General features: G+C 63.5%; 19 protein-coding genes and 2 tRNA genes. 6 read left to right on the top strand and 15 right to left on the bottom strand.

Going from position 1 to position 21,591, the window contains the following annotated elements:
* Nucleotides 1–94: 94 nt before the first annotated feature.
* A complete protein-coding gene (locus tag OM977_RS00105; RefSeq protein WP_442960737.1) occupies nucleotides 95–889 on the bottom strand; it encodes a class E sortase in 795 nt (264 codons plus the stop codon).
* Nucleotides 890–1,073: 184 nt separating this feature from the next.
* Here OM977_RS00105 and OM977_RS00100 point away from each other — a divergent pair, with 184 nt between their 5' ends.
* The 3 genes from OM977_RS00100 (at nucleotide 1,074) to OM977_RS00090 (ending at nucleotide 4,150) form a co-directional block, all read left to right on the top strand.
* Nucleotides 1,074–1,328, top strand: a complete 255-nt coding sequence (locus OM977_RS00100) for a cell division protein CrgA (RefSeq protein WP_264355543.1) — start codon at nucleotides 1,074–1,076, stop codon at nucleotides 1,326–1,328.
* A gap of 164 nt (nucleotides 1,329–1,492) precedes the next feature.
* A complete protein-coding gene (locus OM977_RS00095) occupies nucleotides 1,493–2,098 on the top strand; it encodes a DNA-3-methyladenine glycosylase I (RefSeq protein ID WP_264355542.1) in 606 nt (201 codons plus the stop codon).
* An 849-nt stretch (nucleotides 2,099–2,947) separates the two neighbouring features.
* Nucleotides 2,948–4,150 carry a hypothetical protein gene (locus tag OM977_RS00090; protein WP_264355541.1) on the top strand — a complete coding sequence of 401 codons (1,203 nt, stop codon included), beginning with the start codon at nucleotides 2,948–2,950 and terminating at the stop codon, nucleotides 4,148–4,150.
* A gap of 99 nt (nucleotides 4,151–4,249) precedes the next feature.
* On the opposite strand, the gene OM977_RS00085 is transcribed toward OM977_RS00090, so the two are convergent.
* Together OM977_RS00085 and OM977_RS00080 are read right to left on the bottom strand one after the other, a co-directional pair.
* Nucleotides 4,250–5,131: a rhomboid family intramembrane serine protease gene (locus OM977_RS00085; RefSeq protein WP_264355540.1), complete on the bottom strand. Its 882-nt coding sequence runs from the start codon at nucleotides 5,129–5,131 to the stop codon at nucleotides 4,250–4,252.
* A gap of 9 nt (nucleotides 5,132–5,140) precedes the next feature.
* Entirely contained in the window at nucleotides 5,141–5,686 is a 546-nt protein-coding gene (locus tag OM977_RS00080; protein ID WP_264355539.1) for a peptidylprolyl isomerase, read from the bottom strand.
* Nucleotides 5,687–5,840: 154 nt separating this feature from the next.
* Here OM977_RS00080 and OM977_RS00075 point away from each other — a divergent pair, with 154 nt between their 5' ends.
* Both OM977_RS00075 and OM977_RS00070 read left to right on the top strand, forming a co-directional pair.
* Complete coding sequence (locus tag OM977_RS00075; RefSeq protein WP_264355538.1) at nucleotides 5,841–6,764, top strand: hypothetical protein; 924 nt, start codon at nucleotides 5,841–5,843, stop codon at nucleotides 6,762–6,764.
* Nucleotides 6,765–6,955: 191 nt separating this feature from the next.
* Nucleotides 6,956–7,831 carry a glycosyltransferase gene (locus OM977_RS00070; RefSeq protein ID WP_264355537.1) on the top strand — a complete coding sequence of 292 codons (876 nt, stop codon included), beginning with the start codon at nucleotides 6,956–6,958 and terminating at the stop codon, nucleotides 7,829–7,831.
* 21 nt (nucleotides 7,832–7,852) lie between these two features.
* On the opposite strand, the gene OM977_RS00065 is transcribed toward OM977_RS00070, so the two are convergent.
* The gene (locus OM977_RS00065) at nucleotides 7,853–8,767 is read right to left on the bottom strand and encodes a DMT family transporter (protein ID WP_264355536.1); all 915 of its coding nucleotides are present in this window, start codon (nucleotides 8,765–8,767) and stop codon (nucleotides 7,853–7,855) included.
* Between the two features lie 116 nt (nucleotides 8,768–8,883).
* Between OM977_RS00065 and OM977_RS00060 the strand changes: the two genes are divergently transcribed.
* Entirely contained in the window at nucleotides 8,884–9,252 is a 369-nt protein-coding gene (locus OM977_RS00060) for a cupin domain-containing protein (protein ID WP_264355535.1), read from the top strand.
* Between the two features lie 75 nt (nucleotides 9,253–9,327).
* Here OM977_RS00060 and OM977_RS00055 read toward each other — a convergent pair.
* From OM977_RS00055 to dnaA, 11 genes are all read right to left on the bottom strand, one after another.
* Nucleotides 9,328–9,403, bottom strand: a tRNA-Ala gene (locus OM977_RS00055).
* Nucleotides 9,404–9,475: 72 nt separating this feature from the next.
* Entirely contained in the window at nucleotides 9,476–9,628 is a 153-nt protein-coding gene (locus OM977_RS00050) for a DLW-39 family protein (protein ID WP_264355534.1), read from the bottom strand.
* Nucleotides 9,629–9,662: 34 nt separating this feature from the next.
* A tRNA-Ile gene (locus OM977_RS00045) sits at nucleotides 9,663–9,736 on the bottom strand.
* A 98-nt stretch (nucleotides 9,737–9,834) separates the two neighbouring features.
* Nucleotides 9,835–10,437, bottom strand: coding sequence for a DUF3566 domain-containing protein (locus tag OM977_RS00040; RefSeq protein WP_264355533.1), 603 nt, complete (start codon nucleotides 10,435–10,437; stop codon nucleotides 9,835–9,837).
* The gene (gene gyrA, locus OM977_RS00035) at nucleotides 10,434–13,115 is read right to left on the bottom strand and encodes a DNA gyrase subunit A (protein WP_264355532.1); all 2,682 of its coding nucleotides are present in this window, start codon (nucleotides 13,113–13,115) and stop codon (nucleotides 10,434–10,436) included. Before gyrA ends, OM977_RS00040 begins: the two co-directional genes overlap by 4 nt.
* A 59-nt stretch (nucleotides 13,116–13,174) precedes the next feature.
* Nucleotides 13,175–15,259, bottom strand: coding sequence for a DNA topoisomerase subunit B (gene gyrB / locus OM977_RS00030; RefSeq protein ID WP_442960674.1), 2,085 nt, complete (start codon nucleotides 15,257–15,259; stop codon nucleotides 13,175–13,177).
* A gap of 412 nt (nucleotides 15,260–15,671) precedes the next feature.
* On the bottom strand, nucleotides 15,672–16,235 hold the full coding sequence (locus tag OM977_RS00025) for a DUF721 domain-containing protein (protein ID WP_264355531.1): 564 nt from the start codon (nucleotides 16,233–16,235) through the stop codon (nucleotides 15,672–15,674).
* The gene (gene recF, locus OM977_RS00020) at nucleotides 16,232–17,437 is read right to left on the bottom strand and encodes a DNA replication/repair protein RecF (protein WP_264355530.1); all 1,206 of its coding nucleotides are present in this window, start codon (nucleotides 17,435–17,437) and stop codon (nucleotides 16,232–16,234) included. The genes OM977_RS00025 and recF overlap by 4 nt, the downstream gene beginning before the upstream one ends.
* A 26-nt stretch (nucleotides 17,438–17,463) precedes the next feature.
* Nucleotides 17,464–18,348, bottom strand: coding sequence for a phosphogluconate dehydrogenase (NAD(+)-dependent, decarboxylating) (gene gnd, locus OM977_RS00015; RefSeq protein ID WP_264355529.1), 885 nt, complete (start codon nucleotides 18,346–18,348; stop codon nucleotides 17,464–17,466).
* Between the two features lie 103 nt (nucleotides 18,349–18,451).
* Nucleotides 18,452–19,576, bottom strand: coding sequence for a DNA polymerase III subunit beta (gene dnaN, locus OM977_RS00010; RefSeq protein ID WP_264355528.1), 1,125 nt, complete (start codon nucleotides 19,574–19,576; stop codon nucleotides 18,452–18,454).
* Nucleotides 19,577–20,169: 593 nt separating this feature from the next.
* A complete protein-coding gene (dnaA, locus tag OM977_RS00005) occupies nucleotides 20,170–21,591 on the bottom strand; it encodes a chromosomal replication initiator protein DnaA (RefSeq protein ID WP_264355527.1) in 1,422 nt (473 codons plus the stop codon).

Below are 21,591 nucleotides of genomic sequence, written 5' to 3'. Positions count from 1 at the left end.
CAATACCAGCCCGCCGGCGACCAACACCAGCGCGGCTGCAACCCGGAGCCACAGGGGACCGGGAAGATGGCGGAAAATCCATGCGTACAAAGGCTCAACCTTCCCGCGTGGTGCGTTGGACCTGGGCTGCTATTTCCGCCGGCGGGCCAACCGTTCCCGGTTGCCAGTGCTCCAGCCGGGCATAGGCTACGAAGCGTTCCTGGGAACCGAAGCGTGGATTGCAGCTGGTCATGGTGAGGTAGCTTTCAGTGGGGGCGGCCGCCGGCTGCGCGGGCACGGGCAACAACACCTCCGTGCGGTCGGGCAGGACGATCTCGCTGTTGCGGAATACATACACGTAGAAGCCGTCCCGGGTCTGGACATAGATTTTGTCGCCGGGAACCAGGGCGTCGATGTTGTCCAGCACCGCACCATGGGTCTGTCGGTGTCCGGCAACTGCGAAATTTCCGGCCGCGCCGGGCATGGCGGTCCCGTCGTAGTGCCCGATCCCCAGGGAGTCCAGCACTGCCGGACCCGTCCCCTGCACGATCGGCCGGCTGTAGTCCGCGCCAAACCTCGGGACATACAGAATGCCGATCGTCGCACCGGCGGCCGGTTCAGGCGCGACGGTTGCGGGGCCGTGGTCCGCCTTAAGGCCGGGCGACGGCGCCGCTGGACTTCCCTGGACAGTCGGACCGTCACCCTGGACGGACGAGGCGTTGTACTGCCGGGCAAAGTCCTTGACGACTTCCCGCTGCGCCGCGGCGGATTCAACGTTTGTCCACCAGAGCTGCCATCCCAGAAATAGAACGAGGACAACTCCCGCCGTGAGAAACAGCTCTCCCAGCAGGGTGATGCCAGCGGAGGTACCGGTACCGCGGGCCCGGCCGTGCGCGGCTTTGTCCTGCAGCAGCACCGTGACTTCCCCCTCCCGGATGGTCGCGCCGGACGCAGGCGCGGCCTGAAGTACAGCTAGAATTGGCTGCGAATAAGATTTCAAACCTAACCAAGAGCGCGTAGACCGCTGGCATTTTCCTTCTTGCAGGATATCAAGCCGAGGTGCCGCTCCTGGTCCAGCCCGCCAAGGAGGACCCGTGCCCGAGTCGAAGCCGCGAAAAAAGATCGCCCGCGAGCCGCAGCAGGCTTCTGCCGTGGATCGCAACAAGCCCAACGCCGTCTGGTTCAAGCCAGTCATGTTCGGCCTGATGATCATCGGGCTCCTCTGGATCATCACCTTCTACATCAGCGAAGCCGCCTTCCCGGTCGGCGCATGGGGGTCCTGGAACATCGTGGCGGGCTTTGGCATCGCGATCGTGGGGTTCCTTATGACCACCCGCTGGCGCTCCTGAGCCGGAACGGCCACACCAAATCCGCCTGAGGGCCGGTACACCCCAGGGTGTGCCGGTCCTTTGTGTTTCCGCCGCCCCAACTGACGGCCCCGAGCCACTTTGGCGCCGCCGCCGCGCGGGTGCACGATAATGCTGGGAGCAGCCAACCCCAGAGAGGACGTCAGATGACTCCCGGTGCCAGCAATACGATCATGGGCGACGACGGACTCGCGCGCCCGCCCTGGGCGGCAGCCGACCCGATGCTGCGTGAGTACTATGACACGGAGTGGGGCCTGCCGGTCCGCGACGAACAAGGCCTCTACGAGCGGATCAGCTTGGAGGCGTTCCAGGCAGGGCTGTCCTGGGCCACTATTCTTCGGAAGCGTCCGGCCTTCCGCGCGGCTTTTCGGAACTTCGACCCCGATGCTGTCGCCGCGTTCGGACCGCCGGACGTGGAACGCCTAATGTTGGACGCGGGCATCGTGCGGAATCGGCTCAAGATCCAAGCGGCCATCACCAACGCCCGAGCCACAATCGCCCTCCGGGACGACGGCGGCCTGGTCGATTTCGTCTGGCAGTTCCAGCCGCAGTTGACGCCGTCGCCAACCTCGCACGAGCAGATCCCCACCACGTCCCCGGAGTCCATCGCGCTATCGAAGGCGTTGCGGAAAAGGGGCTTCGCCTTCGTTGGACCCACCACCATGTTCGCCCTGATGGAAGCCATAGGCATGGTGGACACCCATCTGGTCGACAGCCACCGGCGCGGCAGCTCCGGGGTCTGGCCGCGCTAAGGGTTGTGCACAACGTGCCCTGAGTTTTCCACAGTGTTGATAACTCGCCGCTGCACATAGTACAACAGGGCCACTCCGCGTCCAGGCGCCCCTCCACCGGCCTCAGCCGCCCACTTCGACAGCAAACCGCGTTCGCCTACGTTATTAACACTGTGGATTCCTTGTGGATAACTTCGCGGTGCGATGCCGCCGCCTGGCCGACACCAGATCCTTCGTTTTGCGCTGTGAGGTTGGCCTCTGTCGTCCGCGGCAGCACCTCGTTCAAGAGTTATCCACTTAACAACATTCAACTACCCACAACTTATCCACAGCTGGGGATAAACGGATCTGCAATCAGCAGGACCCCCGATCTGACGGCCCGACCGGGGGATGTCCGCCAACCGGGCGCAGTTCCCGGGTTTATTAACACTGTGCATAAAGCTGTTGAAATCCGGCACCGCCGTGCGGAACGCCTCTGAACCTGCCCTCCGATGTTCGCCGCATTCACGGATTGCGGCTGTCCTCGCCCCGGCCCGCCCTCCCACGGCGGGAGTTTTCCACTTAACCACAACCCCGACCATCCGGCTTATCCACAATTGTGGAGAGCTTGACCGCTTGGCATGGGCAAAACGCCAGCTGGGGCGGTCAGATCGGGGCCGGTTGCGCTGAACTACAGCAATGTAAGTTACCAACAGTGTGGATAACCCCTGTGGACAAGTTTCGGAATTGACGCGGACGGCGCCAGGCTCAGGAAAACATTCATGAAAGTTTCTTCATGACCGTTTCATCCGTGCCTCATTGTTGTAGCTCATGCTGGACACACGAAGGGGGGCTTGTGCCTGACGAGCCTCAGGATCGGGAGGATAGGGCATGGAGAGTCAGAGCATGGCTGTCCACTCTTCGGTGGGGGCACGGGAAGCCTGGAACGCGGCACTCCACAGCGTCCCAGCACCGGCCGGCGCCTACCCGGAACCCGGAATTGATTCCAGAGACTGGCCCTCGCCCATTCCAGCGTCTGCCGACGACGAAACCGGCACATCCTGGCTGATTCAGCGGGCGTGGCCAGACGAGACGCCAGGAGCATTTGTACTGGAGGTCCTGACTCCGGGACAGCCCGGCGTCAGGGGAGGCCATCTGCGCAACGGGCACTTCGATCTCATCCCTTTGGACGATCCGGGAATGCCGGCCTTGCGGGGCGCAGCGCAGCAAGGGGAATTGATTTCGTATTGGCCCCACCGCCAGGCGGTCGTCCGGGCGGAGGGCTGCTATATAAAGGTCTTCGAACCCGGCGGCGCGGTGGTTCCGGCCGAGCGCTGCGCACAAATGGACGTGCTACTGGACGCCGGCAACTTCACAACACCCAGAATCCTCCATGAGAGCTCACAGGTCATCGTTTTCAGCGCCATCGCGGGACCAACTCTGAACGAGCTGGGCCGGGAGGAAGCTGCCGTTGGCGATGAAACGTTCGCCAGGGCATGGGAGAAATGGTCGCGCGCTTGGGTCTCGGAACTGGCTGGCTCCTACGGTCCCGCAGCACAAAGCGTTCTCGACAACCTTCCGCTCCGGTCACCAGAGTGGGAAGCCACGAAGATGTGGCGACGGGTGAACGACTGGCTGCGGCACAATGTAAATCTCCCGGAGTTGTCGTCTCAACGCGATGCCTTGCGCGCCGCTGCAGAGCAGGTGGCCACCAACCTGCTTCGGATGGAACCGGATCCGCTGGTATGGTCCCACGGAGACCTTTACGACAAGCAAATCATCATTCCCGACAGCGACATCCCACCCGGATTGCTGGACTTCGACAGTACGGCCCGGTCCGAGGCCGCCCGGGATCTGGCCGGCGTGGACGTCCGCCTGGAGCTTCATCTACGCAATAACCGAATGACGGCCGCACGGTATCGAACGGCTCACACGCAGGTGCTGGCCGCCGCCGAGGAACTGCACGTCACTCCGGGCCGGTTCGATGCCTATTCGGACGCCTTCTGGCTCCGTCTGGCACTTTCCCCGTTACCTGGTCGCTTTTCCCTGGCCATCGCCGTCCTCGCGGAACGCGCGCAGGAGCTAAGACAGTGAGCCGCCAAACTGTGGAAACCTCGGAACCCGCCAGGAGTCGGGGGCCGCGCAGGAGCAACGCCGCTCTGGGCCGGGGAAGCCTGACGGTACCGGTTCCGGTCAGGTGTTGGCGACTCGGAGGGCGCTGACGGCCACCAGCAGCACAAGAACCAGCATCAGGCCGGCTGCCTGCAGGAGCCCCTGCCGCGGGCCTCGGGGGGTATAGGCGATAGCGGCTGCACAAAGCGCGCCGGTCACCAGTCCGCCCAGGTGGGCCTGCCAAGCAATCTGCGGCACGAGGAATCCGATGACGCCGTTAATGGCAATCAACACCCAGAGTTGGCGGGTATCACCGCCGCGGTGGCGCTGGACCACCAGCATGGCGCCAAACAGGCCGAAGATGGCGCCGGAGGCACCGACCACGCCGCTCACCGGCTGGCCCGGGATGTAGTTGGCAGTCAACAGGAGGTAGCCGACGGATCCGCCGAAGGCCGAGAGCAGATACACCGCCAAGAACCGGAGCCGGCCCAGAAGGGGTTCCAAGGCCTGCCCGAACATCCACAGCATGTACATGTTGAGCGCGATGTGAAGGATGAAGCCCTGCGAATGCAGGAAGGCGGACGTCAGCATCCGCCAGGGTTCGAACACCCCGAACTCCGGGCTGGCATAGACAGTGGCAAACGCCAGATTCTGATAGATCCCGTCATCAGGGACCAGCCACTGGAGTACGTAGACCAGGGCGCACAGCCCGATGATGAGGAAGGTAACCATCGGACGGCCGGTAGACACGGCACCGCCGTAGACAGTCCTGACGCTCGGCGTCGTACTTCTTGATTCGTTGACACAGTCAACACATTGGAATCCGACGGCGGCCGCCCGCTGGCAGTCGGGGCACGCAGGGCGCCCGCATCGCTGGCAGCGCACATAGGCGGGCCGGTCCGGGTGCCGGGGGCACACGGGGATCTGCGCGGACGGCTCTGCCGCCGGAATTCCGTAGCTCATGGCTTGGGCTTAGAGCTTTTCGACGTCAATGCTGTTGATGGTGACGTCCTCGACGGGTCGGTCGCCCATGCCAGTGCGGACACCCTCGATGGCGTCAACAACCTTCTTGGATTCATCGTCGGCCACCTCACCGAAGATGCTGTGCTTGCCCTGCAGCCAGCCGGTGGGGATGGTGGTGATGAAGAACTGCGAACCGTTGGTGCCCTTCCCCATCTGGATGCCGGCGTTGGCCATGGCCAGCTTGTAGGGCGCGTTGAACGTGAGTTCCGGGTGGATCTCATCGTCGAACTTGTACCCGGGTCCACCGACACCGCGGCCCAGGGGATCGCCCGCCTGAATCATGAAGTCCTTGATGATGCGGTGGAAGATGGTGCCGTTGTACAGCGGAGTGCCCGTCTTGTGCTCCCCAGTTTCGGGGTGCGTCCAAGGCTTCTCACCGGTGGCCAGCCCGACGAAGTTTTCAACGGTCTTAGGGGCATGGTTACCGAAGAGGTTCACGACGATGTCGCCCAGGCTCGTGTGGATGGTTGCTTTTGCAGTTGCGATGGCAGTCATGGGTTTATTCTTCCACGACGGGCCAATACACACAGGGCCGGTCCGCCAGTTCCGCGCTGGGTGAAATCCGGCCGAAATCGGACTGAAGAATAGCCGGTGAGGGCTGGGACACGTAGGCTAACTCCAGAACCGTCACATTAATCGGGAGGTAGTTGTGAAGAAAACGGATCGTATTGCCCGCGAGCTGGAGCAGTCAGTCAGCACCGGGGTAGAGAACGCCAAGGACTGGGCTGCACCGCGGGTTGAGGCAGCAGTCAACTGGGCCGTTCCGCGCCTGCAGCAAGGCCTGGATACCGCTTCTCCCAAGATCCAGGAGGGGCTCAAGTCGGCGGCCCACAATCTCGCTGGCGGCGTTGCCACGGTAACCCCGCGCCTCCAGGACGGACTGGCGCAGCTCGCACCTAAAATCCACGACGCCGTTGAAGGCGCCACCCCGCGACTCCACGAGGCGCTGGACAAGGCGACGCCGGTGATCGCGAATGCACGGGACCGCGTCGTCGTGGAATACCTGCCCAGGCTTTCGGACCAGATCGGCTATGCTTCCGAGGCCGTGCACCGGACGCTGGAAAGCGCCCCGGCCCACGTCGACGCGGTCGCGCAGAAACTCGGCGATGTGGGAATCATCCACGTCGTCCAGGAACAGGCGAAGGCGGCCAGCAAGGCCGTCAGCGGCGAACTTGCCGCGCCGCAGAAGCCCAAGCACCGCGGTCTGCTCATCTTCGGTGTGATCGCCGCTGCCGTCGCCGCGGGAGTCGCCGCTTGGAAGGCCTCTCAGCCGGTCGAAGATCCGTGGAAGACCCCGGCGCCGGTTACGCCGGCTCCGGTTGCTGCCACTACTGTCAACGAGGCCAAGGACGCCGCCGACACAGCTGCAGCGGAAAAGTCCGCGGATGATTCGAGTAGCGACTCGCCGGTCACCGTAATCGGCGGTGCCTCGGATACTGCCAAGCACGCGGCGGTGGACGCGGCAGAGGACAGCAAGGACGGCTCCGCCGAGGTTGCCACGGATGCCAAGACTGCAGTCCGGAACATTGCCGCTAGCCGTAACAATGACGCGGACAAGAACGCCGGTAAGTAAGGCGGATTTACGGGCCGTTTTTGGGCGGCTCAGCAGGGGAGGGATACCGCCAGCGGCGGCGTCCCTCCCTTTTGTTTTGTGTCCCCAAGTGCATTCCTGCGGAACTGGTTTAACCGCCGCAGCTTGATTGCCTCCCCCGAGCACTGCCGCTCCCGGGAGGAAAAATCGGTATCGGTGCTAAATTTGAGGTGATGTCACCCGATAGATCCTCCGAGGATGCTTTAGACGATGCCGTGGCGCCACCGGCCATATCCATTGTTATCCCCGCGTACAACGAGGAAAGCGTTATCCGGCAGTGCCTGATCGCAGCGGTTTACCAGTCTGTGCCGGCCCACGAGATCATCGTGGTAGATAACATGTCGAAAGACCGCACCGCCGGAATCGTCCGCCAGATGCAGCTGGAGTATCCCGAGAGTCCGATTATCCTGCTGAGCCAGGACCGGGACCAAGGTTTGATTCCCACCCGCAACTTCGGCCTGGACCACGCCACGGGCGACATCTTGGGCCGGATCGATGCCGACTCCGTTCTTGAGCCGGACTGGGTGGAGCAGGTCCAGCAGGCGTTCGCGGACCAGTCCGTGCACGCCGCCACGGGTCCCGTGGTCTACTACGACATGCCGATGCGGCGCTTTGGCCTCAAGGCGGATGACAAGATGCGCCAGCTCATGCTCAAGCTGGCCAAGCACCAGTACCACTTCCTGTTCGGATCGAACATGGCCCTGCGGCGTTCCGCCTGGGAAGCGATCCGCGCCGAGACCTGTCGGGATGAAAAAGACGAGATGCACGAGGACATCGATCTTTCGCTGCATCTGGCCGACCATGAGCTCCGGATCCAGTATTGGCCCCAGATGGTCTCCGGGATGTCCGCGCGCCGGCTCGAAGATTCGCCCCGCGACTACCGCTACTACGTGACGCGCTTCGACCGCACATACAAGGCTCACAACGTCAAGAAGATGGCCCTCAAGGCGCCCATGGTGGTGTTCTTCTCGGTGTATTTCCCTGCAAAGCTGCTGCGCGCCATCCACACTGTAAACACCGCCCAGCCCGCACGCCGCGGCGGCCAGTAGCGCCGCAGTAAGGGCGGCGCCCTAATCGGCCCCGAGCTCCGCGAGCCGACCCGTGTCGCGGCGCTCCGCCCGCGAACTGCGCTGTCCCAGAACGACGACGGCGAGCCCCACCAGGATCATGCCAAGTCCCGCGTAGGTTCCCGCGGGCAGCGTCTCGGACAGGAAGGCCGCAGCGAGCAGGGCGGCCCCTGGGATCTCCAGCAGAATGATCATGGACACGAGCAGCGGGCTCATCGTGGCCAGCAGGTGGTTGAACGCCGTATGGCCGATCAGCTGGGCGCACACGGTGATGGCAAAAATGCCAAGCCAGCCGGCGGCATCGAATCCGGCCAGCGGCTGCCGGGACACGAGTGCCAGCACGGCCACGACGGCTGCACACATGCCGTAGCACAGCGTCGTGTAGACCCCGGTTCCCATCGTCTGGCGGGCCTTTCCGCCGGCCAGAGTATAGATTCCGGCGAGGGCTCCGCCCGCGACGGCCAGGAGATCGCCCAGAAGCGCATCGGGGGAGGTCCCCATGTCGAACCCGGTGATTGTCACCACGCCGCCAAAGGCCATGCCCAGGCCCACGAGGACCTGCCAGCGGTGCCGCACACCCCTAAACAGCTGGAACACGGCGATCCAGCCCGACTGGAGGCAAACCAGGGCAGTGGCCGCTGCCACCGAGGTCAGCTGCAGGGAGGTGATGAAGCAGGCAAAGTGAAGGGCCAGGGCAACCGCGGCGGCCAGGGACCAGCGGAACTCCGTGCCGGTAACTCGGGAAAACTGGCGTGGCTGACGGACCAGGACGGGTCCGGCCATCACGGCCGCTCCGATAGCATTGCGCCAGAAGGCGATGGCAAGAGCGCTCACGGTCGTGGCACCCAGCGTAGCGGCGATGAGGGGCCCGGAGGACGCCACGCCCAGCACGCCGAGGGCGGCAAGGAAGAAGTTCACGGTCCAACAGTAGTAGGCCCGTGAGAATGGCTAGGGACGCCCCGGGCATCCTTGACCGCCGCACGGCGCGGTGCCACGCTTAAATCCGGTCTCATCCACCCACAAAGGAGACGACAATGGCGTCTATGATCCGAAAAAGCTTCGACCAGCCGGAGGAGACCCGGCCAGTCAAGGACGGAATGGGCCAGGTTGAACTCGTCAATCTCGACGCCGGCGCCGTAGGACGGGCGACATTTTTGCCGGGATGGAAGTGGTCCCAGCACGTCAAGCCGATCGCCCAGACGGACAGTTGCATGGCCTCCCACGTCGGTTACACCGTGTCCGGGAGGCTCAAAGTCGTTATGGACGACGGCGAGGAGATCGAATTCGGACCGGGCGACTTCGGCGTCATTCCGCCGGGCCACGACGCCTGGGTCGTCGGAGACGAGCCCTACGTCTTTATCGACTGGCAAGGCATGGACGATTACGCCAAACCCAAGCAGTGAGGCTGGGCCGCTCAGCTGAGTGCTTTCGGACATGCAAAAGCCCCGGCCCGCTTTCGCGGTCCGGGGCTTTTCTTATGGTGGAGGCACGGGGACTCGAACCCCGAACCCCCTGCTTGCAAAGCAGGTGCGCTACCAATTGCGCCATGCCCCCATAAGAAGCAACCCGTCAATCATACCCTAGTTCCGGAGAGCAGCTTTCGCCCTTCCGGACCGGGAATCCGGGCTAGTCAACCGTATCGGTTGATTTACTCCAGACATTCTTCCGGGCTTCGGACTCCTGCACTTTCCTGTAGAGCAAGACGCCTGCAATCGTAGCTGCAACAACGAGCAACTTCTTCACACGCACCCCGTTCCGGTCCCGGCTACCCCGGACCATCACCAAACCTCTACGGAAATCTGTACAGATTCCGTGGGCGTACCAGGACTTGAACCTGGGACCTCTTCGTTATCAGCGAAGCGCTCTAACCGCCTGAGCTATACGCCCCGATACCTCATCGGGCCGAGATATGACTGTACAGCACATCCCGGCCCGATCTCAAATCGAGGAACTTCCCGCGAAAATATCCGGGAAACGGGCGGGAATCAGTCGTCCGTCAGGGTGACGCCGATGCCGCCCACCAGCGTGGCGGAGATGTTGTACAGCACGGCTGAAAGCATCGAAAGTGCGGTCAGCAGCACAACATTGATCACCGCAATGATGACGGCAAAGGATGCCACCTGACCCAGCGAGGCCACCTTCTTCAGTTCAAAGCCGCCGCCCTCAGACCCCGCCAAGGTACCCAGAAGGCTGTCGACCTGGTCAAAGATGCCGGTCAGGTCCAGAACAGTCCACAGCACGATAGCGGCCACTACGGTCACGATGCCCAAAGCCACCGAGAGCAGGAAAGCCATTTTCAGGACGGACCAGGGTTCGACCTTGCTGACCAGCAACCGGGCGCGACGCACCTTGGCCTTGGGGGCCGGCTTGATCAGGCCGGTAGGGTTCTGGCCGGGACGCTGCCCCGGTGCCGTCGGCCCGCCCTGCGCGGGGCGCTGACCGGGTACCTGGGGACGCGGCCCCGCTCCGGCGCCGACTGGAACGCCCGGGCGCTGCTGGGGACGTGTCGGCGCGCTCACGCCCGGCGCGGATGCCGGTTGGCGCGGGCCGCCGTTGTTCGGCGTGGAATATGAGTCGGAATTACTCACTCGTTACCTCCGGTGTTGTCTTCGTCCAGCTCGGCATTGCCTGATGACTCATCTGACTCCGGGGCCGGTACTGATTCTGCCTCTACGGACCCGTCGTGCGATCCGGTATCTCCAGCCAACGTTACGTCATCGGGCTCGGATGCCGGACTTTCTTCCTCGGTGTCCAGGCCGCGTTCGCTGTTGCGCGCGACCTCAATGATGCGGTCGTTCTTGTCCGGCTTTGCAAAAATCACGCCCATTGTGTCGCGTCCCTTGGCAGGAACTCCGGTCACGGAGGACCGAACTACCTTGCCGCCTTCCATGACGACGAGGACCTCATCCTCTTCCTGGACAATCAAGGCACCGACGAGGTGCCCGCGCTCCTCCTGGTACTTCCCGACCTTGATGCCGAGGCCGCCGCGGCCCTGGAGCCGGTATTCCTCAACGGCGGTGCGCTTGGCATAGCCGCCCTCCGTGACGACGAACACGAACGAGCCGTCCTGGACGACGTCGGCGGCAAGCAGTTCGTCATCCTCACGGAACTTCATGCCCGTTACGCCGGAGGTTGCCCGGCCCATCGGGCGCAGCGCCTCGTCCGTCGCGGTGAAGCGGATGGATTGCCCCATCCGGGATACCAGCATGAGGTCATCGCTCTCAGAAACCAGCTGGGCGGAGACCAGTTCGTCGCCGTCGCGCAGGTTAATCGCGATCACACCCGCGGAACGGTTCGTGTCGTAGTCCTCGAGCCGGGTCTTTTTGACCAGGCCGCGCTTGGTGGCGAGGACCAGGTACGGCGACTGCTGGTAATCGCGGAGGTCCAGCACCTGCGCGATGTGCTCGTCGGGCTGGAACGCGAGCAGGTTGGCCACGTGCTGGCCCTTCGCGTCGCGTCCGGCCTCCACGAGCTCATAGGCCTTCGCCCGGTATACGCGGCCGAGGTTCGTGAAGAACAGCAGCCAGTGGTGCGTCGTGGTGACGAAAAAGTGCTCCACGACGTCGTCGCCGCGCAGTTGCGCTCCCTTGATGCCCTTGCCGCCGCGCTGCTGTGAGCGGTAGTTGTCACTGCGAGTGCGCTTCACGTACCCGCCACGGGTGATGGTGACTACCATTTCCTCTTCCGGGATCAGGTCTTCCATCGACATGTCACCGTCGAAGCCCAGCAGGACCTTGGTGCGGCGGTCATCGCCGTGCTTGGCGACAATTTCGCCAAGCTCGGTGCTGATGATCTCGCGCTGCCGTTCCTCGGAGGCCAGGATCGAGTTGTACTCGGCAATGAGGGCTTCGAGTTCGGAGTGGCGGTCCTGGATTTTCTGGCGTTCCAGGGCTGCCAGCCGGCGAAGCTGCATGTCCAGAATGGCGCGGGCCTGGAGCTCGTCGATGTCGAGCAGCTGCATCAGTCCGTCGCGAGCCGCTTCTGTGGTGTTGGAGGCCCGGATCAGGGCGATGACCTCGTCAAGTGCGTCCAGCGCCTTGAGCAGCGCACGCAGGATGTGCGCCTCTTCTTCAGCCTTGCGGAGGCGGTAGCGCGTCCGGCGGGCGATGACGTCCATCTGGTGGGTGACCCAGTGGCGGATGAACGCGTCAAGGCTCAGGGTGCGGGGCACCCCGTCAACGATGGCCAGCATGTTCGCAGCGAAGTTGTCCTGCAGCTGCGTGTGCTTGTAGAGGTTGTTCAGCACCACCTTAGCGACGGCGTCGCGCTTGAGCACGATCACGAGGCGCTGGCCGGTGCGGCCGGACGTCTCGTCCCGCAGGTCGGCAATGCCGGAGATCTTGCCGTCCTTGACGAGCTCGGCAATCTTGATCGCCAGATTGTCCGGGTTGGCCTGGTACGGCAGCTCGGTGACCACCAGGCAGGTGCGGCCCTGGAGCTCCTCCACGTTGACCACCGCGCGCATGGTGATCGAGCCGCGCCCGGTGCGGTAGGCGTCCTCGATGCCTTTGTGGCCAAGAATTGTGGCGCCGGTCGGGAAATCGGGGCCCTTGATCCGCAGGATCAGCTCTTCGAGCAGTTCCTCACGGCTGGCGGTCGGGTTGGCCAGATACCACTGGACACCGTCGGCAACCTCGCGGAGGTTGTGCGGCGGAATGTTGGTGGCCATGCCTACGGCGATGCCGGATGAGCCGTTGACGAGCAGGTTCGGGAACCGCGCCGGCAGGATGGTGGGTTCCTGGTTCTTGCCGTCGTAGTTGTCCTGGAAGTCGACGGTTTCCTCGTCGATGTCGCGGACCATTTCCATGGCAAGGGGGGCCATCTTGGTTTCGGTGTACCGCGGAGCGGCTGCGCCGTCGTTGCCGGGCGAGCCGAAGTTACCCTGCCCAAGGGCCAGCGGGTAGCGCATGGTCCAGTCCTGGATGAGCCGCACCAGCGCATCGTAGATGGCCGTGTCGCCGTGCGGGTGGTACTGGCCCATGACTTCGCCGACCACGCGGGCACACTTGTTGAAGGATCGCTCCGGGCGGTAGCCGCCGTCGAACATCGCATAGAGCACGCGGCGGTGCACCGGCTTGAGGCCGTCGCGGACGTCGGGGAGGGCACGGCCGACGATAACGGCCATGGCGTAGTCCAGGTAGGACCGCTGCATTTCGGTCTGCAGGTCCACCTGTTCAACGCGGTCGGTCAGCACGTCGCTGTCCAGGACCGTGCCTTCGAGTACGGGCTCGGTGCCGGCCGGTACCTCGGGTGTTTCGTCACTCATAGTCTATATTTTCCGTTTCAGGTATATATCGGCTTAGGAATATCTGGCCTGAAGGGCCGCTAGATATCCAGGAACCGAACGTCCTTGGCGTTCTGCTGAATGAAGTTTCGGCGCGATTCAACGTCCTCGCCCATCAAGGTGGAGAAGATCTGGTCCGCGGCCAGGGCGTCGTCCATGGTGACCTGCAGCAGGGTCCGGTGGTCCGGATCCATGGTGGTGTCCCAGAGTTCGGTGTAGTCCATCTCACCGAGGCCCTTGTAGCGCTGGATGCCGTTGTCCTTCGGGATGCGGCGGCCCGAAGCCTGGCCGGAAACCAGCTTGGCGTCGCGTTCCCGGTCGCTGTAGACGTAGTCGTGCGGAGCGTTGGACCACTTGATCCGGTACAGCGGCGGCTGGGCCAGATAGACGTAGCCGTTTTCAATCAGCGGACGCATGTAGCGGAACAACAACGTCATCAGCAGGGTGGTGATGTGCTGGCCGTCGACGTCGGCGTCGGCCATAAGGACGATTTTGTGATAGCGCAGCTTGGCGAGGTCGAAGTCCTCACCGATGCCCGTGCCGAACGCCGTGATCATGGATTGGACTTCGGCGTTGCCGAGGGCCTTGTCCAGCCGTGCGCGTTCAACGTTCAGGATCTTTCCGCGCAGCGGCAAAATGGCCTGGGTTTCCGGGTTGCGCCCGCGCTTGGCGGAACCGCCGGCGGAGTCGCCCTCCACAATGTACACCTCACACTTGGCCGGATCCTTGGAGGAGCAGTCCGAGAGTTTCCCGGGCATGCCGAAGGATTCCAGCGGACTCTTGCGGCGTGCGTTGTCGCGTGCCTTGCGGGCGGCCATGCGGGCTTGGGCCGCCGAAATGGCCTTCCGGATGACATCGCGCGCGGGGCCGGGGTTGCGCTCCAGCCAGTCACCGAGCCCATCGGTGACGACGCGCTGGACGAAGCCCTTTACCTCGGAGTTGCCAAGCTTGGTCTTCGTCTGGCCTTCGAACTGCGGTTCGGCAAGCTTGACCGAGATGACGGCGGTGAGACCTTCACGGATGTCATCGCCGGTGAGGTTGTCGTCCTTTTCCTTGATGATGCTCTTCTCACGCGCGTAGCGGTTGATCAAGGAGGTCATCGCGGCGCGGAAACCCTCTTCGTGGGTGCCGCCTTCGTGGGTGTTGATCGTGTTGGCGTAGGTGTGAACGCTCTCGGAGTACGCGTTGGTCCACTGCATCGCCATTTCCAGGGCGATGTGGCGTTCCGTGTCCTCGGTCTCGAAGGCGATGACGTCCTCGTGGACCACATCGACCTTTTTGCCGGAGTTCAGGTGCTTGACGTAGTCCAGCAGTCCGTCGTCGTACTGGTAGACGACCGTGTGGAATTCCGCGGGGACTTCACCTTCCGTCGGAATGACGTCGAGGTCAAGGTCGTCGTCCTCGGAAGCGTCCTTCGCGGCCTGGCGTTCGTCGGTCAGGGTGATGCGCAGACCCTTGTTGAGGAAGGCCATTTGCTGGAAGCGGGCGCGCAGGGTCTCGAAGTCGAATTCCGTGCTTTCGAAGATGCTGGCGTCCGGGTAGAACGTCTGCGTCGTGCCGTTCTCGTCGGTTTCCTCGCCCTTGACCAGGCCGCCCTGGGGCTTGCCGCCGTCGGCGAAGGACATCCGCCAGACGTGGCCCTGGCGACGGACTTCGGTGTCGACCCGGCTGGAAAGCGCATTGACCACGGAAATGCCGACGCCGTGCAGACCGCCGGAAACGGCGTAGCCGCCTCCACCGAATTTGCCGCCCGCGTGCAGGATGGTCATCACAACTTCCACGGTGGGCTTGTGCTCGGTGGGATGCATGTCGACCGGGATTCCCCGCCCGTTGTCGACCACCTTCACACCGCCGTCGGCCTGCAGGACAATCTCGATGTGGGTGCAGTAACCGGCCAGGGCCTCATCGACCGAGTTATCCACTACCTCATAGACCAGGTGGTGCAGGCCGCGCGGCCCGGTTGAGCCGATGTACATGCCGGGGCGCTTCCGGACCGCTTCGAGGCCCTCAAGCACCGTGATGTCGCTGGCACCGTAACCGTGGCGGGTATCGGCTTCAGCCGGGGTGGCTGCTGCTTCCGCCGCTACTTCTTCCACTTCGGCAATTTCTGCATTGTCGTTAGCCACAGGCGCTGTCGACTCCTCTAAGTTCGTTGAAGGCCGGCCGTTGCCGATCCGGAAGGATGGCTTCTGCCAACGGGCACGTCACTGATCCCACCGTCGAAATCTGCTGAGCCGAGGAGCCGTCCGCCGCACGCAGACGTTGCGTCGGAAACGGACTCAGTCAACGTTTCACCGGCGCCCAGTTATCTACCATGATTCTACCGTGTCGAAGTGCGCAAACCCGCATTCTGAGGGGTCAAACCGGAAGGAAAAGGCCGCTGGGAGGCCGTGGGCTCCGCCTGCAAGCGTCCCGCTGTCCCCGTCTAGGGTTCCTATACGGCCCCCGGCTACTGAAGCGCCCTACACGCCGTCTGCGGATTTTTCAATAGTTTTTGCAAGGAGTGCTTCAGATCCGGCGGCCCTTCCGACTCCGGAACTATCCGTAGGTGTCCCGCGGCCCGCGCCCGTTGACGGTCCGGCCGCCTTTCCGCCAACTCGGCGCCGCCGGTCCGAGCACCTGGATCTTCGTCACGACTCCGTCGCCAAGTTCCGCCCGGAACTTCTCCAGCAGACTGAAACTCAACAGGCGAAGTTGCGTGGCCCAGGCGGTGGAATCGCAGCGGACGTGCAGCGTGGTGTCTTCGAAACTCTCCGGGGTGCAGTGCGCGGAAATCTCCGGGCCCACCAACGTTGCCCATTCCGCCATCACCGATCCCACGGCCACCGGGGAGGACCAGCCACGTTCGGCCACGAGGCGCCCAACGACCTTTCCCAGGCCGAGGGGGTCCCGACCGGTGCCGTGGAATTGGCCGAATCCGCGGGTTCCACCCGCGCTGCGGCCGGGTTTGGGGGCGGCGGTGCCGGCCCTCGGCGGAGCCTTCCGCCGGATCTCACCCCGCGCTGCGGCGGCCTCGCGCATTCTGTTGAGCGCAGACTGGGCAGCGTCGATGTCGTCGGGATCGCGGCCTGGTTGCAGCCCGCCGTCGGTATCCTTATTCATCGATCTGCCGGCTCATCGATTCCTCCCGGAATAACCTTCACCCGCCGTCCGGCCAGTTCCGTGGGAATGTCATCCTCGACGGCGGCCGTCACCAGCACCTGCTCGGCGCCGGATACTATTGCCGCCAGTTTACGCCGCCGCTGAACGTCCAGCTCGGCAAAAACATCGTCCAGGATCAGAATGGGAGCCGACCCGCCGGTACGCGCATCATCCAGCATCACGTAGTACGAGGCGAGCCGCAGGGAAAGACACATGGACCAGGTTTCGCCATGCGAGGCGTAGCCCTTCGCCGGGGCCTGTCCGAGCACCAGTTCGAGCTCATCCCGATGCGGCCCGACGAGGGAAATGCCGCGTTCCAGCTCCTTGCGGCGCGATCCGGCGAAGGCCTGGACGTAGCGTTCGGTGAGTTCGGCGACAGACAAGTCGCGTAGATCCTCAACGGGTGTGCCACCAGGTGCCGTGATGGCTGCCGCGCCAACGGCGCCGTCGTCCTCGACTGCACCCTGGAGCGTCGAACGGTAGACGGCGCCGGCCTCTTTGGACCCGTCGGTGAGCTGGGCATAGGCGCTCTGTAGGTGCGGGCGGAGCCGTTCCACAAGTTCGAGCCTGGCGTGCAGGAGTTCGGCACCGGCCCTGGCCATGTGCTGATCCCACACATCCAGGGTTGCTTCGTGGCCCGCCGTGAACTTGCCGGTGCGCGAGGATTTGAGCAGGGCGTTGCGCTGCTTGAGCACCCGGTCATAGTCACCGCGCGTCGCGGCGTGGCGGGGCATAAGACTGACCAGCAGCTCGTCCAGGAAGCGACGGCGGCTGGAGGGATCGCCCTTCACCAGGGCCAGGTCTTCCGGGGCAAAGAGCACCGTCTGGCAGATCCCCAGGATGTCGCGGGCGCGGACAGGGTTGCTGCGGTTGATGCGGGCGCGGTTGGCCCGGCCCGCATTGATTTCGAGTTCCAGCACCGTCGACTGCTCACCGCGGACCAGCCTGGCCCGGATCAGGGCCCGTTCCGTGTCGAAGCGCAGCAGTGGCGCGTCCGAACTGACCCGGTGCGAACTGAGCGTGGCAAGGTAGCCGATGGCTTCCATCAGGTTGGTCTTGCCGATGCCGTTGGATCCCACCAGGACGGTCACGCCGGGCTCCAGGCTGAGGTCCACCTGGGCGTAACTGCGGAAATCAGTGAGCGAGAGTTGTTCTAGGTACACGCCGGCTTCAGGATTTCAGGGCAGGACTATTTAGCCGGACGGGTGGCATGCCCGCCGAACTGGTGGCGCAAAGCGGAAACCATCTTCATGGCCGGCGAGCTGTCCTCGCGGGATGAGAACCGGGCAAATAGCGCTGCCGTAATGGCCGGCGCGGGAACGGCGTTGGCGATGGCCTCTTCCACGGTCCAGCGTCCCTCGCCGGAATCCTCGACGTAGTCATCGATCGACACCAGTCCGGGATCCTCGTCCAAGGCCTTGACCATAAGATCCAGCAGCCAGGAGCGGACAACCGTGCCCTTTTGCCAGGCCCGGAACGTTCCCGGAAGGTCGGTGACGATGTCCTTGGCCGCGAGGAGTTCGTAGCCTTCCGCGTACGCCTGCATCAGGCCATACTCGATCCCGTTGTGGACCATCTTGGCGTAGTGCCCGGCACCGACGCCGCCGACGTGGACGAAGCTGTCCGCCCGGTCGCCTTCGGGGCGCAGCGCATCGAAAACCGGCAGGGCCCGTTCGATGTCGGCGGGATCGCCGCCGGCCATCAGTCCGTAACCGTTCTGGAGGCCCCAGACGCCGCCGGAAACTCCGCAATCGGCAAAGCGGACGCCCTTTTCGGCCAGGGCTGCGCCGTGTTTCTGGTCCTCGGTGAAGCGTGAGTTCCCGCCGTCGATCACGAGGTCGCCGGCGTCGAGTTTGGTGCCGAGCTCGGTGATGACCGCATCGGTGATCTCGCCGGACGGGACCATGACCCAGATCAGACGGGGCGCCGGAACGGCGGCGATCAGCTCATCCACGCTCGCGACATCGGTTACGTCCGGGTTCCGATCAAAGCCGGTAACGTCGATTCCACCCGCGCGCAGCCGTTCACGCATGTTGAAACCCATTTTGCCAAGGCCGATAAGTCCGATGTGCACGGTGTTAACTCTTTTCTGCGCTGTCTGCTTCAGGTGGTCGTCGTCACCCAACTGACTCGCGTTTGTAGTCGTTACGAGGGCGCATAACGACTACCGCTGCGAGCTAGTTGGGCAGGCGGACCGGCATGACGAGGTAGCGGTAATCGCCCTGATCTTCGCCGTCGGCGTCGTGCTGGGCGGTGATCATGGCCGGCTTGGGCGCCGAGGTAAAGGAGAACCGGACGTACTTGGTTTCGATCACGCTCAGGCCCTCCACCAGGTAGTGCGGATTGAAGGCCACGGTGATGTCTTCCCCCGTGAGCTGGGCCTCAAGTTCTTCCGAGGCCTGGGCGTCTTCACCGGTGCCGGCATCGAGGTGCAGCTGGCCCTGGGTGAAGGCAAGACGGACCGGGGTGTTGCGTTCGGCCACGAGCGAGACGCGCCGCACGGCGTCGACCAGTTCCTGGGTCTGTACCGTCGCGTGGATCGGCGTGGAATCCGGGAAAAGCGAGCGGATCTTAGGGTAGTCGCCGTCGACCAGAAGCGAGGTGGTGGTACGGCCACCGCTCTCAAAACCGATGAGCCTGCTGTCGTCGTCAGCGAGGGCGAGGTTGATCTCCCCGCTGCCGCCGAGAGTCTTGGCTACTTCATTGAGGGTTTTGGCTTTCACCAGGGCACTCGTGGAAATTCCGGGGGTGACTGGTTTCCAGGGCACTTCGCGCATCGCCAGCCGGTAGCGGTCCGTCGCGAGGAGGGTGATGAGATCGTCTTCGATTTCCATCCGCACGCCGGTGAGAATCGGCAGGGTGTCGTCCTTGCTGGCGGCGATGATCACCTGGGAGACGGCCTGCGCAAACGAGTCCCCGGGAACCGTGCCGCTGATCGGAGGCAGTGCCGGCAACGGCGGGTATTCAGCTTCCGGCATCGTCGCGAGGTGGAAGCTGCTCCGGCGGCAGGTCAGCGTGACTTTGTTGCCGTCGGTCTCGACGTCCACCGGCGCTGAGGGCAGGCTGCGGCAGATGTCTGCAAGGAGCCGCCCGGACACCAGGATGGTGCCTTCGGTGGTGATGTCAGCGCCGATTTCCAGCCTGGCCGACGTTTCGTAGTCGAAGCTCGAGAGACTCACGGTTCCGGCTTCGGCCTTCAGGAGCAGCCCGGAAAGTACCGGTACGGGCGGCCGCGGAGACAACGACCGGGCGGTCCAGGTCACGGCTTCTGCCAGGACGTCCCGTTCGACTCTGAACTTCACGGAAGGGTGCCGCCTTTCATTACTGCTGTCATCGCTAAATCGCTGGGCTGTCGCGGCGTTCAGCGGGGTGGCCGAACTCCGTCAACAAGAGACGTGCCTGCTGCCCGGGGCCACGGCCAGCTGGGACCACGAATGAAGCCCGGGACGGACGCACTGCAGACAGCTTAGCCCCAAGGAACGCGTTTCTCCCATCCCCGGGTTACATCAGTGTGGTTCAGCTCGGCGGCCCGTAGCCCGGTTTGCGCTCCTGGTCCGGGACGGGCCTGGCCAGCTCGAGGGGGCGGATCGAAACTGTTATTTGAGGGAATTTCATTTTCTTGGGATTAGTAGTGTTAATAACTGCTGTGGAAACTGTGGATAACCCCGTATCGCGGTGCGGTTCCGCGGTTCAGCCCTGTTCATGGACTGTGGGTGAAGCAGGTTTTAAACACCCTGTGGATGGGGATAACATTTTCGGCCTGCCGGTTGATCCACAGCTGCCTTAAGGGTTTTAAGCCCATTAACCGCGGTTGTCCCCTTAACTATCCACAGGGTTGTCCACAGGCCCCTGTTAATAAGGTAAGAGTGCGCGGCCGGTTAGGCCAGGAATCAGATCAGGAATTGCGCTGCTGTTGCTTGATCCTGTTGGTCAGCTCGGTGACCTGGTTGTAGATCACACGCCGTTCGGCCATCAGCTCACGGATCTTGCGGTCCGCGTGGATCACCGTGGTGTGGTCCCGGCCTCCGAGCTCCTGCCCGATCTTCGGTAGGGACATGTCGGTGAGCTCGCGGCAGAGGTACATGGCGATCTGCCGGGCGGTCACCAGCGTCCTGGTCCGCGACTTGCTGCAGAGCTCTTCCATGCTGAGCTTGAAGTAGTCGGCCGTCTGGGTGAGGATCTGCGCCGAGGTAATTTCCTGGGCTCCGTCATCGGTGATGAGGTCCTTGAGCACCATCTCGGCCAGGGCCACGTCGACGGGCTGGCGGTTCAGGCTGGCAAAGGCCGTGACGCGGATCAGGGCCCCTTCGAGTTCGCGGATGTTGCTGGAAATCTTCGAGGCAATGTACTCCAAGGCGTCGTCCGGGGCGGACAGGCCTTCGCTGAGGGCCTTTTTCCGGAGGATGGCGATACGGGTCTCAAGTTCCGGCGGCTGGATGTCGGTCAGCAGGCCCCACTCGAAGCGTGATTTCATCCGGTCCTCGAAGCCGGCCAGCAGCTTGGGCGGCTGGTCCGAGGTGATGACGACCTGCTTGTTGTTGTTGTGCAGGGCGTTGAACGTGTGGAAGAACTCCTCCAGCGTCCGGTCCTTGCCGGCCAGGAACTGGATGTCATCGATCAGCAGCACGTCGACGTTGCGGTAGGTGGTCTTGAAGCTGGTGCCCTCATCGTCGCGGATGGAGTTGATGAAGTCGTTGGTGAATTCCTCGGAGTTCACATACCGGACCCGGATGCCGCTGTAGAGCCGTCGGGCGTAATGCCCGATCGCGTGCAACAGGTGGGTCTTGCCCAGGCCCGAGTCGCCGTAGATGAAAAGCGGGTTGTAGGCCTTGGCCGGCGCCTCGGCCACTGCCACGGCAGCGGCGTGGGCGAACCGGTTGGACGAACCGATCACGAAGGTGTCGAAGACATACTTCGGATTGAGCCGGCCAAATTCGTGGGAAGTGCTTGGCAGCATCGGCTGCGGCTTCAGTTCGACGGTCGGGTCGGCCGCAAGGGTGAGTTCGACGGCGGGCTCCGGCTCGGTGTGCAACGGAACCAGATCGGTGTCGACATCGATGGCGCAGCGGATCTCATCCGAGAATACGTTGCGGAGGGCGTCGTCGAGGGCTTCCTTCACCTGGGTCTGGAGTACCTCACGGGTCAGCTCATTCGGAACCGCTACCAGGAGGGTCGAACCGATCAGTCCCTGCGCCTGGGCGAGGATGACAAAGCCGCGCTGCCGAGGTGTTACACGGTGGTCGTTCTCGAGGAGACTCACTACCCGCCGCCAGGAACTTCCGACAGTGTTGGCTTGGTTGGCTTCGTCTACTGTCAT

The organism is Pseudarthrobacter sp. MM222 (genome assembly GCF_947090775.1).
Taxonomy (GTDB): domain Bacteria; phylum Actinomycetota; class Actinomycetes; order Actinomycetales; family Micrococcaceae; genus Arthrobacter.
The sequence above is the reverse complement of the archived record's forward strand: the minus strand, read 5'-3'. Positions and strand labels throughout refer to the sequence as shown.

Excerpts from the sequence above, each read along its gene's own strand:
- OM977_RS00095 (WP_264355542.1), top strand. The coding sequence starts at position 1,493 with ATGACTCCCGGTGCCAGCAATACGATCATGGGCGACGACGGACTCGCG.
- OM977_RS00090 (WP_264355541.1), top strand. The coding sequence starts at position 2,948 with ATGGAGAGTCAGAGCATGGCTGTCCACTCTTCGGTGGGGGCACGGGAA.
- OM977_RS00085 (WP_264355540.1), bottom strand. The coding sequence starts at position 5,131 with ATGAGCTACGGAATTCCGGCGGCAGAGCCGTCCGCGCAGATCCCCGTG.
- OM977_RS00080 (WP_264355539.1), bottom strand. The coding sequence starts at position 5,686 with ATGACTGCCATCGCAACTGCAAAAGCAACCATCCACACGAGCCTGGGC.
- OM977_RS00070 (WP_264355537.1), top strand. The coding sequence starts at position 6,956 with ATGTCACCCGATAGATCCTCCGAGGATGCTTTAGACGATGCCGTGGCG.
- OM977_RS00060 (WP_264355535.1), top strand. The coding sequence starts at position 8,884 with ATGGCGTCTATGATCCGAAAAAGCTTCGACCAGCCGGAGGAGACCCGG.
- OM977_RS00050 (WP_264355534.1), bottom strand. The coding sequence starts at position 9,628 with ATGGTCCGGGGTAGCCGGGACCGGAACGGGGTGCGTGTGAAGAAGTTG.
- gyrA (WP_264355532.1), bottom strand. The coding sequence starts at position 13,115 with ATGAGTGACGAAACACCCGAGGTACCGGCCGGCACCGAGCCCGTACTC.
- OM977_RS00025 (WP_264355531.1), bottom strand. The coding sequence starts at position 16,235 with ATGAATAAGGATACCGACGGCGGGCTGCAACCAGGCCGCGATCCCGAC.
- dnaA (WP_264355527.1), bottom strand. The coding sequence starts at position 21,591 with ATGACAGTAGACGAAGCCAACCAAGCCAACACTGTCGGAAGTTCCTGG.